This is a genomic window from Bacillus sp. K7 (assembly GCF_053903245.1).
Map to the genome: position 1 here is coordinate 2,442,836 of NZ_CP096406.1, position 12,418 is coordinate 2,455,253.

At 35.2% G+C, this 12,418-nt stretch carries 12 protein-coding genes and 3 pseudogenes; 6 read left to right on the forward strand and 9 right to left on the reverse strand.

The annotated features are described in order from the left end of the window. Positions 1 to 7: 7 nt before the first annotated feature. Together M1D98_RS12540 and arsL are read right to left on the reverse strand one after the other, a co-directional pair. Entirely contained in the window at positions 8 to 727 is a 720-nt protein-coding gene (locus tag M1D98_RS12540) for an aquaporin (RefSeq protein ID WP_435576509.1), read from the reverse strand. A gap of 13 nt (positions 728 to 740) precedes the next feature. After that, on the reverse strand, positions 741 to 2,015 hold the full coding sequence (gene arsL, locus M1D98_RS12545; protein ID WP_435576508.1) for an arsinothricin biosynthesis radical SAM protein ArsL: 1,275 nt from the start codon (positions 2,013 to 2,015) through the stop codon (positions 741 to 743). Between the two features lie 568 nt (positions 2,016 to 2,583). Here arsL and M1D98_RS12550 point away from each other — a divergent pair. Continuing rightward, complete coding sequence (locus M1D98_RS12550; protein WP_435576507.1) at positions 2,584 to 3,837, forward strand: tetratricopeptide repeat protein; 1,254 nt, start codon at positions 2,584 to 2,586, stop codon at positions 3,835 to 3,837. Positions 3,838 to 3,863: 26 nt separating this feature from the next. On the opposite strand, the gene M1D98_RS12555 is transcribed toward M1D98_RS12550, so the two are convergent. From M1D98_RS12555 to M1D98_RS12565, 3 genes are read right to left on the reverse strand one after another with little or no spacing between them, the layout of a single operon-like run. Then, positions 3,864 to 4,145, reverse strand: coding sequence for a metalloregulator ArsR/SmtB family transcription factor (locus M1D98_RS12555; RefSeq protein WP_435576506.1), 282 nt, complete (start codon positions 4,143 to 4,145; stop codon positions 3,864 to 3,866). Between the two features lie 2 nt (positions 4,146 to 4,147). Then, entirely contained in the window at positions 4,148 to 5,371 is a 1,224-nt protein-coding gene (locus M1D98_RS12560; protein WP_435576505.1) for an ATP-grasp domain-containing protein, read from the reverse strand. Between the two features lie 11 nt (positions 5,372 to 5,382). Next, positions 5,383 to 5,676, reverse strand: coding sequence for a carboxymuconolactone decarboxylase family protein (locus tag M1D98_RS12565; protein ID WP_435576504.1), 294 nt, complete (start codon positions 5,674 to 5,676; stop codon positions 5,383 to 5,385). 199 nt (positions 5,677 to 5,875) lie between these two features. On the opposite strand from M1D98_RS12565, the gene M1D98_RS12570 reads away from it, so the two are divergent. The 3 genes from M1D98_RS12570 (at position 5,876) to M1D98_RS12580 (ending at position 7,468) form a co-directional block, all read left to right on the forward strand. Next, the gene (locus tag M1D98_RS12570; protein WP_435576503.1) at positions 5,876 to 6,328 is read left to right on the forward strand and encodes a MarR family transcriptional regulator; all 453 of its coding nucleotides are present in this window, start codon (positions 5,876 to 5,878) and stop codon (positions 6,326 to 6,328) included. Between the two features lie 87 nt (positions 6,329 to 6,415). Beyond that, on the forward strand, positions 6,416 to 7,318 hold the full coding sequence (locus tag M1D98_RS12575) for a permease (protein ID WP_435576502.1): 903 nt from the start codon (positions 6,416 to 6,418) through the stop codon (positions 7,316 to 7,318). Positions 7,319 to 7,333: 15 nt separating this feature from the next. Next, complete coding sequence (locus M1D98_RS12580; RefSeq protein ID WP_256720753.1) at positions 7,334 to 7,468, forward strand: hypothetical protein; 135 nt, start codon at positions 7,334 to 7,336, stop codon at positions 7,466 to 7,468. Between the two features lie 640 nt (positions 7,469 to 8,108). On the opposite strand, the gene M1D98_RS12585 is transcribed toward M1D98_RS12580, so the two are convergent. From M1D98_RS12585 to M1D98_RS12595, 3 genes and pseudogenes are all read right to left on the reverse strand, one after another. Then, positions 8,109 to 8,282: a hypothetical protein gene (locus M1D98_RS12585; RefSeq protein WP_435576501.1), complete on the reverse strand. Its 174-nt coding sequence runs from the start codon at positions 8,280 to 8,282 to the stop codon at positions 8,109 to 8,111. 67 nt (positions 8,283 to 8,349) lie between these two features. Continuing rightward, positions 8,350 to 8,939 (reverse strand): annotated as a pseudogene (locus M1D98_RS12590) (siderophore biosynthesis protein); the annotation flags it as partial. A gap of 351 nt (positions 8,940 to 9,290) precedes the next feature. Then, positions 9,291 to 9,701, reverse strand: coding sequence for a sigma-70 family RNA polymerase sigma factor (locus tag M1D98_RS12595; RefSeq protein WP_435576500.1), 411 nt, complete (start codon positions 9,699 to 9,701; stop codon positions 9,291 to 9,293). Between the two features lie 313 nt (positions 9,702 to 10,014). On the opposite strand from M1D98_RS12595, the pseudogene M1D98_RS12600 reads away from it, so the two are divergent. Beyond that, positions 10,015 to 10,178: pseudogene (locus M1D98_RS12600) on the forward strand (hypothetical protein); the annotation flags it as partial. Between the two features lie 549 nt (positions 10,179 to 10,727). Further along, a pseudogene (locus M1D98_RS12605) lies at positions 10,728 to 11,030 on the forward strand (sigma-70 family RNA polymerase sigma factor); the annotation flags it as partial. A 135-nt stretch (positions 11,031 to 11,165) separates the two neighbouring features. Here M1D98_RS12605 and M1D98_RS12610 read toward each other — a convergent pair. Next, on the reverse strand, positions 11,166 to 12,380 hold the full coding sequence (locus M1D98_RS12610; RefSeq protein ID WP_456279623.1) for an alanyl-tRNA editing protein: 1,215 nt from the start codon (positions 12,378 to 12,380) through the stop codon (positions 11,166 to 11,168). Positions 12,381 to 12,418: the final 38 nt, after the last annotated feature.

The window sequence follows — 12,418 nt, forward strand, 5'->3', positions numbered from 1 at the left end:
TGATTATTTACTCTTCTTCATGAAGTATTTTATAAATGAAGGCAGCACTAATGGCACCTAATACAGTTGCTATTAGGTAAATCCATAGCGCACTAACCGACCCTGATACGATTGCAGGTCCAAATGATCGAGCAGGATTCATTGAAGCTCCACTAATTGGACCACCAAACATTGCTTCTAGAGCTACAGTTGCTCCTATTGCCATGCCAGCAAATGCTTTGACTGCTTTACCATGTACAGCTGATGTTAAAATCACCATCATTAGTACAAATGTCAAAACAAACTCTAAAACGAAACTTTGAGTCCAAGAACCACTAGGTAGAGTAGATCCCAAGTTCGCTACGTCCCCAAACATATATAATAAAGTGATGCTTGAGGCTGATGCTGCGATTAATTGAGTAAAAAGGTATAGTGTAGCTTCTCTTTTATTGATTTCACCAAGAAGTAGAAAAGCGAGTGTGACTGCTGGATTAAAATGAGCTCCTGAGATATGTCCAAATGAATAAATTAAAGCCAATACAACCAAACCAAATGTGATGGCTACTCCAACATGAGTTAGACTCTTTGTAAGGGAGTCGACGACAATTGCTCCTGTCCCTGCAAAAACAAGAAAATAGGTTCCAATAAACTCTGCTATCAGTTTCTTCTTTATTTCTGCGTAAGGATCTATCTTTAGCAAGACATGCGTTTGTCCAACAGAAGCTGCTACCATAGATTTCTCAGCCACTAGTTATTCCTCCTTAACATTTCAAGCAGCATCGCTTAAAGATGCCCTCTTCAGCTGGCGTTAACATTTCAGAATAAAGCTCGTCCAGTTTAGGATCTGGATGCTTCCAATCATAGTGGAATTCATGTTCTTCTAAATCCAAGGCTTTAATAGACTCTTTATGTAATAATGGAGAGCCTTTATACAAATATAGTCTTGTTTCATATTGAATTGGATCTACTATATTCCCTAGTTGGTTATCCTCTACAAAAGTTCTGAATTTCGTAAGATCTTCAAATTTAGTCCATGGGTTAAACATGATAAACGTTGGATTCAATTTGATATCAATTTCTCTTAAGTAGGCAATCGCTTCCTCAATGTCTGGAACGGTAGTATTCTTAGCAACTGCATCAAGTACTTCTTCAGAAGGAAATTCTAATGCTGATGTTATAAATTTGACGCCTAATTCTTTCATTTCTAAAAGGGTTTCTTTATTTTCTAGGATGTGATCTACTCGGGTAGTGAAATCATATGTTAAGTTCGGAAATTCATCATGAAGTTTACGTAAGATTTTAATTCCATGGTATTTTGCATTAAAGAAATCCGCATCAATAAATGTAAGGTGAGTCATTCCTCCTGCTACCAGATTTCGAATATCTTCTAATACAATATCTTCTGGAACTAAAATAACTTTTCCATCGTATGCTGCAAATACTGAACAGTATAAGCATTTATGATGACAGCCCCTAGCGATTTCAGTGGAGCCTACAACTTCTTCTGAGCCTAAAATATGATTAATTTGTTTTTGAGGATATTTATACAATGGTGGTAGTAAGTCTCTTGAAGGTATATCTAGATGATCACGTGCCATATAAGGATGAATTGATTCCCCTTTTATAGCTTGTTCTGCGCTTAATAATCCTGGGATGTTCTCCTGTACCTCACCTGAAAGATGTTTAGCTAATAGTGTTAATGGATGTTCCCATTCCCCGCAAATACAGGAGTTACTATACTTTCCAGCTAAACGATTAGCGTTAATTGTTGCATGTTGTCCAAAAAAAGTGATGTGAGCTTCTGGATTAAGATTTGCCGCACGCTTTGCAATCTCAATTCCAGCGTGCACTGCATCGAATAATGGAACAGAAATAGCGATTAGATCTTTATCTAAAAATTTATCTTCAACTATTCCTTCGACGTAAGTATCTAAAATTGAAACGTTAAAGCCAGCTTTGATTAATGGAGTTGCTGCTGTGGCAATGGTATTTGGCTGAAAGCCACCTTCAAAATTTGAAACCAGTAAAACATTCATTAATGAACCCTCCTAATTTCTTTTATGGCCAAACTGGATCTGTCATCATGATAATAACGGCTGCTGCCATCGTAGCGTACATTAACCAAGCTTTATATCGTATCTTCATTTTATTTCCTCCGTTCTTTGATTTTTTCCTAATAAGTATTTAATTCGCTTAGACGCGTGGCCACACTGGGTCTGACATCAATAATAATAGTAGCTGCTGCTATTGTAGCCTTCATCAACCAAATCTTATATTTTATTTTCATCGCCCTCTCCATTTTTATAATATTCAAACTATTTAAAGTGAACATGACCAGCTGTCGTCATAATTATGTAAGGCTAATACTTGTTAACTACTACTCTTCAAATTTTAATTGTATGTTCCTCCTTTTTTAACACTTAACATTAGTTAACATTTTTAATTTGTTATAAGTTTTGTTACAAATGTTAATTCATAAGTAAATAGTAATAGATGTGGAAGTCATTGTCAACACATTTTGAACATTTAACAAACTGTTTGCATTTTGTTCAAAAACGTTAATAATAGAGATAGGAAAATAACGAAAAGATTGGGGTATTTTTTATGTTAGGTCAGCGCATAAAAGAATTAAGAAAAGAATCCAAGTTAACGCAGCAACATTTATCAGAGGGCATCATTACTAGAAGCTATCTAAGTCAAATTGAAAAAGGACTTGTCCATCCTTCATTTGATGTATTAGAAAAATTAAGCGAAAAACTAGATTGTACGGTCGATGATTTTTTTAAAACCGTTGAAAATAAAGACTTACTTTTATCTCAAGTGAAAAAAGAAATAAAAACAGCCGAAAACCAAGTCAATGCTAACTCATTTGATAAAGTGGAGGCATTTGTTCAGAAAAAAGAGTATTTGTCCCGTGAGGACCTAAATGAGTATGATAAAGGGATTTTAACGTGGATACATGGAAAATATTACGAGTATAAAAAGGACTATAATCACGCGATTACTTTCTTTGAAAAAAGTTTTTATCAACTAGAAATAGGAAACCATACAAACGAAATGTTACGTTCACTGGATTCCCTAGGTCATAGTCACAGTCAGGTTCAGGATAATGAAAAGGCCCTTCATATCTTAAATAAAGCCTATCGTATCATGATTTATGATCAAATTAGTGAAATGATAAGAATCTCTATTTTAGTTAACTTAGGGATTGTTCATGGTAAGTTAAGAGAATTTTATTCAGCAATTAATTTCTTAGAAGAAGCGAGAGATTTAAACGATAAGCTAGGTTCGTTTTATAAAGCAGGAGAAATCTTTATGGCTCTAGGAGTTTGTAATATGGAGCTGAAGCGTTATAAAGAGGCTAAAATCTCTTATGAACGGGCTCTTAAATACTTTAAGTTAAGTGAAGATAAATACCATGAAGCTGGTACTTATACTAACTTAGGAATCTTATGTTCTTATCAAAAAGACTATTATCAAGCTGATCTTGACTTAAGAACAGCTATAAATATTTATAAACACGTTAAAGCTGAAGAATCTAAAATTATGAACGCACAAGTAGAGCTTGCAAAAGTATATTATCTACAAGAGAATTACGAAAAGGCTGCGTCATTATGTAACGACATTATCAAACCGGATGATAACAATAAGCATAAGGCACAAGCATTTGAACTATTAGGAGATATTAATGATAAATTATCTAATGTAGAAGTGGCGTTGTATAATTATACCGAGGCAAAGAGAATTTTAGTGAATCAATCTATGCCATGTGATCATGTATGTAAAAAGGTCGCAGATGTTTACTTCAAATTAGGAGAGTACCAAAAAGCTGCTGATTCTTATAAAGAATGTTTTTAACGAAAAAAACAGTGAGTTATCTGGACTCACTGTTTTTTTATGATTTCTTGGTAAGTGATAGGAGATAAAATGCGCTTAATTTCTTTCTCATTCACCTGATAATAGCACCAAGTTCCTCTTTCGCAACGCATGAGGATGCCGGCCTCAACAAGTAGTCTTAGATGATAAGATAGCTTTGATTGAGAAATATTAAACTTTTTTTGTAGATCAGAGACGCATAACTCCTTACAGCAGGAAATTTCCTGTAAAAGTGCAAGTCTGGTCCTATCACTAAGTGCTTTAAATTTAATCTCAACATCTGTAATCATATTTAAATCTCCAATGGGCTCTTAATTGTTATAGATAATTCTTTTTCTACAGAATCAGCTTTACTACATGAAGGGCTGTGTTCATCTCCATAGACAATAAAATAACCCAAACGATTAAAATTACTCTCGGTTCGTTGGACTAATTCACCGTTGTTAACATACCACTTCTGCTCTCTTATAGAAGCAGACTGGAATCGTTCATCAAAATAGACTTTACCTTCTTGATTTGCTAATAAAAATCGAATGGACGCAGAATGAACAGTGGATGAAGACAAATTTAAAGAATCAATTCCTTTGCCTAGGGTAACAAGAAAAGCTAAGGTTTTAAGGTCAATTCCCGTAACTGCCTTAACAAGGTGTGGGATCTCATCGCCTCCAGGTCTAGCATTCACTTCTACAATCCTTGGACCCTTATTCGTTAATTTAACTTCGGTATGAGTAACGGCAAAATCCACTCCTAAAATAGCCAAACTTTCCTTTACTAGACTTCTTATCTCTTTCCCTTCATCAGGGCCTAAAGCTACAGGGAAGTCATGCCCTACTTCAATGGAAAGGGGGTAGGGAGTGACAAGTTTTTTTGTAATCCCTAGTATAATAGTTTGGCCATTTACGGTCACAGATTCAATACTAAACTCCGGACCATCCAAAAACTCCTCAATCAATATATCTGTATCAAGACTTTGACCAACGATATTTTTCTTGCTCTGTACAATATGTTTAATAGCTATTGATATTTCCGATTCGCTCTTACATAAGTAAACATTTTTACTTCCTGAATCGTTAGACGGTTTAACAATTAGGGGGAAATCCATGCCCTGAAGTTCAGATTCTAAATCGCTTTCTGAAGTGACAAGGCGATATTGAACCTCCCCTACACTAGCTTCATTTAGTTTTTGTCTAGCCAATTTTTTATTCCGACATCGTAAACTAGCTTCATAAGGTAGTTGATATGTTAATTGTAGTGCTTCACTTATCTTAGATGCTAAAGGAATTCGGTATTCATTCATCGTAAAAACTGAAATAATATCAAGCTGATTAGCTAGTTCTAAACATTTTTCTAACACCACTTCTTCATTGTTTAAATCTATTTCGATAGGTACGTCCACATCAAAAATTTCATCAAATGAAATCTCTTTTCTTAATAAAATGGTTTTATAACCTTGTTGTTGTACCAATTGAACTTCATTATCTCTAGGACTCACTAAAATAACATATTGATTATCCATAGATCGTCTCCTTATTGGCAGCATGTAGAAGATGGTTTACTCTCTACCTTTACCTCGGCTTGATCTTTTAACTTTTGAGCATTCACAGCAACCGCAATAGCAGTTATTTGACCGATCTCTTCTTTAGTAAACCCTAATTGTTTAGCAGTTAGGACCGCATTCTTCAATGTAGCCTGATCATTTAACAAAGTAGCTGAAGTTAAAATAGCTACAACTTTCTCTCTTTCGGGCAGTGTACCCCCTTCGACTGCTTCAGTAAAAAAAGTATCAAAATAAGAATTTAGTTTTTGATTCAAAGCTAACATGTATTTAGCACCCCTTATAACTTTATTAACATTTTTATATTTTATATATAAATGTTTTGTTATGTTAATCAGATAATATAACCTATTTTTAGACCCGTCAACAAAAAAACTGAAAAAAATGTCAATTTAATCGTTGACATTTGAAATAGTTGTATTTTACAATTGTTTTAACACGCAAATAAGGTGTGGTGAAAAGATTATGAACAACGTAGAAGTAGGAAAAGAATCTCATCAATTTCGTCAAATGCTTCAAATTCTAATTAGACGCTTTGGGTTACTTGAAAAAGAGGGTGCACAATGTTGTGGAGTTTCTTTAGTACAGAGTCATATATTATTTGAAGTAGAGCGCACAAAAAAACCGTCTTTAAATGAACTCTCTGCTTCACTAGGTTTAGATAACAGTACATTAAGTCGTCATATTCAAGGATTGGTAGAACGTAATTTAGTAAGTCGTATACAATCTCCTACTGATCGTAGATATGTCACAATTACACTTACTCCTGAGGGAGATCAATACGAAGATGAAATTGCTAAACAGATGAATGTATATATTCAAGAAATCCTTTCTAATGTGCCAGAAAACAAACGTGGGCAAGTTTTAGAAAGTATTGATTTAATTCTAGAGGCTATGAAAAACAGCAGTTGCTGTTAATGCCTCTTTTTCAAAAAACAATAGTTGTATTTTGCAACTATTGTAAATATACATAGTTTCGAAGTTAATTATAAGGGGGAATGCTTTATGCCAGATGTAGTAACGAAAGTATTATTAGAATTTTTATCTTTAAGTAAGAACTTATTGGTTTTATTTCTTGGTATTTCATTTTTTATCAGCTTTGTTCAAGCATACGTACCTTTCGAAAAAGTTGAAAGATGGATGGGAAGTAAAAACCCCTTTCTAGGGAACTTGGCTGGAGCACTACTTGGTTTTGTAACACCTTTCTGTTCGTGCTCAACCATTCCATTACTCGTAACCATGCTTAACCGTAATGTACCGTTCCAAACCGTAATGACTTATTTATTTACTTCGCCTTTATTAGATCCTTGGATTTTAGGGTTGATGGCTTATATCTATGGAGTAAAGGTAACAGCTATTTATACAATTACAACTTTTATTTTCTCTATGATTATTGGATGGTATTTAGATAAGAAAAATTATAAAGATCAAGTAAGAAAAGTCATGATTAAAGGCACTCTTCCAGAACAAGATGAACGACGTAGAAAAGGCCTTATGTTAAATATAAAGGAATCCATTAAGGAAACAATAGATTTAATTCGCTCAGTTCTCGTATATATATTAATTGGGGCATTCATAGGGGCAATTATTAAAGAAGCAGTGCCAACTAACTTCTTAACATTCATTTCTGATCAAAACCAATGGTGGGTTATACCTGTTGCAGCTATTATTGGTGTTCCATTATACATTCGTCTATCAACGATGTTACCGATTGCTCAAGCTTTACTTGTTAATGGATTCCCTATTGCTCCGACAATGGCATTGCTAATAGGAGGTGCTGGTGCAAGCTTACCTGAAATCATTATGTTGAAGAGTATTTTCCGTAAAAAATTAGTAAGTGCATTTGTTGTATCTGTGTTTCTAATGGCAACTGTTTCAGGATATTTATTTTTAATTTTAGAAATTTAATGGAGGTAGATGAAGATGGGTCTAATGTCAATTTTTAAAGGAAATAAGAAAGAAAAAGATTGCTGCAATATCGAGATCGTGGAAATAAAAGAAGAAAAGAGCACTTGTTGCACAAATGAGGCTAATAAAGAGCAAAAGAAAGAAGCTTAAAAAGGAGTGATTGATTATGATGTATGAATTAGAATTCGTACTACTGGAAGAACAACGTGTAATTGATTATGCATCTCGTCAACAGAGAAATAACACTAATTTATCAACTAAAGAAACTTATCATTCAAAAATAAAAGGTACTACATCAAACCCCAATGTAACACACTCTAATTCTCAATGTTGTGTACCATGTTGCTAACGTTATAATAACAGGATAATTTTAAATTGTAAGTATAATAAAGACGGAATAATGGTATATTGGGAGACAAAACTACCTTATGAGTTATAAGTGAGGAGGTTTTATCTTCCTTTTTTTATTCTGTGTTTCTAAAAAATAAGACGAGGAGGTTTTGTATGAATAATGTTATTAATTTTTACGAGTTCCGCAGACATAGAAAAGTCAAGAAGCTTCTTCGATTCGTTATAGCAATAGCGATAATTACTATATTTTGTGTGTTTGCTTATCTTTTAATTGTAACAGGAATGCATCACCCTACCGAGTTTCCTTCTTACATTGAGCCTAAACCGTAATATTTGAATGATTAGCCTCCTCACTTAAACTAAAGTATCTATTACTAAACCTTATTAAATACAAACAAAAAGGCCCCTTTAAATTCTGAAGGGCCCAGCTATCATATACTTATAGTTTATATACTCTTCTTATTCGGCATTCACGTAAGAAAACGCCACCTTTTAAAGAACTTTTGAAGTAAGCTGAGTTGCAGTTGTCACATCTGCCACTGACCTTATCCGGAAATTCAGCGTAATCATACACTTTGTTATGATCTATTTCTTGCTGCTGTTTCTCTTCCATGTTGATCACTCTTTTCTTGTTGACTCTTATTAGATTACCACAACAGCCATTTCTTACTTCTTACATCTTATGTATACTCAAAACAATTTACTTCTTTTCTTAAATCTTTATTGAAAAATAAGTAGATATGGCCTGCACCATAAGCCTGAAAATAGTATCCTGTAGCAAATCCGATATCTGTAAATAGATGACCATCCTCATCTTTCGGCACATAAAGTAGATTTGTATAGTCAAAAGCCTCGTCTTCGCTAACACAGTCTTCCAGTAATTCTTGCCCCTCTTCTGTCATAAAACGTATATCGTCTAAAATTCCATTCACTTTAGGATAATCTAACCCCCATCCACTCGTCTGCTTTTCAACAAATTCTTGCTCTAATGCTTCTATAGATGTAAATGCCTCTCTAAAGCTAGAATAGGGGTGAATTTTCTGCTTACGTTGAAAAAATTCTTTGCGGATTTGATAGTCTTTTTCATTGCGCACATAGAATTTTTCCAGTATGTTGGAAGATTCCTGTTCAATTTCAAAGTACTGCCAGCTGCTTCAAATTTATATTTTCCGTCAATATCATCAAAGCCCAACGTATCTTCTTTTGTAAAATTCGTATGAAACAGTTGGGTAAACTCACCTACGCACCCTTCATGAAATTCCTTTGCTGATTATGTAGCCTCTTGTCCCACATTATAATCAGCTGGGTTATCTGAACCCCCATTATCTGGTACATACTCTCCATCATCATTGTAATCATTTGGATTTGAAGAAGGTGCTTTGGGATCACTCTCTAATTCTTCTTCAATATAAATTGAGCTATCAGATTCACCATTATCTGTATCTGATTCAACAGATGTATCATCCGTTAAATCATCTGTTGATGAATCGACAGATTTTACGATGTATCGTCAGTCGGATCTTCTGAAGAACATGCACCAATTACCGCCACAATGCCAACTAACACAAATAACAAACAAATCTTTTTCATTTGTCTCCTGCGCGCCGACCTGCCTCCCATTTTACACTACAGATCTTTTCAGATTCAACAAACGCTCAAAGTGGCAATCTTGGCATAATTGGCTGATCAATTCTTCTTTCATATTTCGTACAGTTTCCCTTGAAATGCCAAAATGAAGACCTATTGCACGGTAGCTCATTCCCTCCATCATGCAGTCATAAATGACCTTATGTTGCTCCCCTTTGATCTTTTCGGCACCTAGCTCCACTGCATATACTCGCTCTTCATAATACTTAAGACGTTTGAAAAGACGTTCCTCTCTCATATCCATTTGCCTTAGCTCAGCCTGACTCTTCCCAGGACTTCCTTTTGGCATAGTAGCTTCTAATACATATTGAGCAACACCCCAATTTTTCATTGGAATTACCAAGCCATAGAGTACCTTCTGCAATCCATGAACCTCTTTTGCCATTCAGTGATAGCTATTGATTAGATTTTCAATAATTTTCAATATCTTTTCGATTCATGATTGTGTCCTCCTTTTCCAAATAAAAACGGACACCAAACAAACAGCGTAATACTGTAAGTTTAGTGTCCGCAGGCTTTCCGTTTTGGACTTTTGATTTTGTTTATAAGAATTTAGGATTTAATAATCCTTTAATCTTTTTCTTTTCTTTCTCTAAAACCTCTTGGTCCTTAAGGGTTAGTGAATCTGTAAACATAAACACCTTATCTCCATCAGCAAAAAATAGATACTTATTATTTCTCGCAGCCATCTTAGCTGGTTTAGCCTTGATTTGAAGATGGAAAAACGCAACACGAAATCGCGAAAGAGCTTGGGATTTTGCGGAGCTGTGTGTTCAGGATTAAGAATCGCGCGCTGATGAAGATGTTTCATGAGTTTTACCCGGGCGGAGAAGGAAAGCGGAAGAAGCGAAGGGCGGAATGACGACAATGAAGAGGCTCAGGATTATATAAACACCTGGCCTCTTATTATTTTTAGGATGCTGCTGGGTTATCTGAGATTATTGGAACATAACTTTTAAGACGATTTTAAATTCTTTGTATATTGGTTTATTAACAGCTTTGTAGCTGAAACTAAGCGTATAAACTCTTGGGTTGCATCTTTTAACACATCGGCTTTTTTAAGGTTTCTGTTTACTGCTTGTGATGTTCCTTCATCTGTAAAAGAAATGCAAGCCTCCAATATATTTGACCATATGCTTTCATAATGAGACAAAGACTTTCTTGCTTCATTGTTGAAGCTCAAATCAAAGAGATTAACAATTTTTTCATCTAATATGAGATCCATACTGGCAGATATAGATTTGTCTCCCTTCACAAGAACATTAGTTCGTTTTTTTATAATCAAATATCATGCAAATAATCTTATTTTTTTCAAGTAATAATTCTAAAGCAAAAAAGCACCATTAATTATACATCAAACTTTTGTGTTATATCGGAAAGTGAACAAAACGGATAACCTGTGAGTAGCATTGAAATAAGCCTAATCGACGTTTTAAAATCAGAAAATGAAGACGTGATTGATACGATCCAGCTCAACATGGAGCTTGAAAAAGTGAAGCAATACATCGACATTTTAGATGATCGTGAGAAGGAAGTGATTGTCGGGCGGTTTGGGCTTGATTTGAAGAAGGAAAAAACGCAACGGGAGATTGCCAAAGAACTTGGTATTTCGCGCAGCTATGTGTCGCGGATCGAAAAGCGGGCGCTGATGAAGATGTTTCATGAGTTTTACCGGGCGGAGAAAGAGAAAAGGAAGAAAGCGAAGGGGAAATAATGGAGAAGAAGCCGGATCTCATATTCCGGCTTTCTGTATGCAGGCCTCGATATGGCTGTCGATGCTCAACTCCTGGATCTCATTTAATAAATGAACATAAGGAGTTACCTCTTATTTGACTGTCGTATTTTCTTCTCACTTTAATAGTTTAGCTATAATGTTAATGATGTGCCTTAAAAATTCCTCTACTTTTAATGACGCAGTCCCTCCACCTTGAGCGAACGTTTGATTTCCTCCACCTTTTCCATCAATAAGACAAAGGCTTTCTTGCATAAGGACTCTCATGTCCATTTTATTTGTTGATCCTCGCCCACAAACCAGTTGGAAGCGATTATGGTTTTCTGATATGAAAAAAATAAGGGCTCTTTTTTCTCGGTCGGCAATCATTTTTGCTAGCTTTTGAAGTTCTTGGATCGATCGATCTGAGAAGGTTTCTATAATGACTACAGCATCATTTTGAATGGTGCTTTTGGCTAATAAATCATTGGCTTCATACTGAAGGTTTTTTTCATTAGATTCTAGAAGCTCTTTCTCAAGCTTCTTTACATTTTCAAGCAACCGTTTGACAGCTTCACTTAATTCCCCTTCAGGACGATTAAGCAATCCCGTCAATTCAACCATTACCTTTTGTTTTTGATCGAATTGGGTTATGACCCGATTACCACAAACGAAAGACAAACGAATTTTTTTCCTTTGTCTTCCCCAATTCAATACTTTGATTGCTCCAACTTCCCCTGTAGCGCTCGGGTGTGTTCCACCGCATCCGTTATAATCAAAATCATCAATGATGACAAGACGAATATTTTCTTTTACAGATGGGGTTTTGCGAATTGGATAATTTACTAAGTCATCATATTCTATCCACTTTGTAACTATTGGTCTGTTTTGCATGATCATGTCGTTTGCGAGTTTTTCTGCTTTCCCTACTATTTCCTCTGTTAATTCTGATAGATCAAGGTCAATGGTAACGATATCATGTCCAAGATGAAATCCGACTGTATGAATATCATACAACTGAGCAAATGCTGCCGACAAAATATGCTGACCCGCGTGCTGTTGCATGTGATCAAAGCGTCGTTCCCAGTCAATAACCCCAACGACCTTATCATCTGATTGAGGTAAAGCCCTTTCTATATAATGACGAATTTCTCCATCAACTTCTTCAACGTTTAAAACTTTGACTCCATTCACAGTCCCTATATCATGTGGCTGGCCCCCGCCGGTTGGATAAAAGGCTGTTTTCTCTAAAGTAATATACGTATCACCTTTTTTGTCCTGAAATTGTTTCAAGAGTTTCGTTTCAAACGCTTTTAGATAGGGATCTTTGTAAAATAGCTTGTCATGATTCATGGCATCCTCCTATATATATTTACATTTAACAAATCAGG

Coding starts and splice junctions, on each gene's coding strand:
- M1D98_RS12585 (WP_435576501.1), bottom strand. CDS start 8,282: ATGGAAGAGAAACAGCAGCAAGAAATAGATCATAACAAAGTGTATGAT.
- M1D98_RS12550 (WP_435576507.1), top strand. CDS start 2,584: ATGTTAGGTCAGCGCATAAAAGAATTAAGAAAAGAATCCAAGTTAACG.
- M1D98_RS12610 (WP_456279623.1), bottom strand. CDS start 12,380: ATGAATCATGACAAGCTATTTTACAAAGATCCCTATCTAAAAGCGTTT.
- arsL (WP_435576508.1), bottom strand. CDS start 2,015: ATGAATGTTTTACTGGTTTCAAATTTTGAAGGTGGCTTTCAGCCAAAT.
- M1D98_RS12580 (WP_256720753.1), top strand. CDS start 7,334: ATGGGTCTAATGTCAATTTTTAAAGGAAATAAGAAAGAAAAAGATTGC.
- M1D98_RS12560 (WP_435576505.1), bottom strand. CDS start 5,371: ATGGATAATCAATATGTTATTTTAGTGAGTCCTAGAGATAATGAAGTT.
- M1D98_RS12565 (WP_435576504.1), bottom strand. CDS start 5,676: ATGTTAGCTTTGAATCAAAAACTAAATTCTTATTTTGATACTTTTTTT.
- M1D98_RS12575 (WP_435576502.1), top strand. CDS start 6,416: ATGCCAGATGTAGTAACGAAAGTATTATTAGAATTTTTATCTTTAAGT.
- M1D98_RS12555 (WP_435576506.1), bottom strand. CDS start 4,145: ATGATTACAGATGTTGAGATTAAATTTAAAGCACTTAGTGATAGGACC.
- M1D98_RS12570 (WP_435576503.1), top strand. CDS start 5,876: ATGAACAACGTAGAAGTAGGAAAAGAATCTCATCAATTTCGTCAAATG.
- M1D98_RS12595 (WP_435576500.1), bottom strand. CDS start 9,701: ATGGCAAAAGAGGTTCATGGATTGCAGAAGGTACTCTATGGCTTGGTA.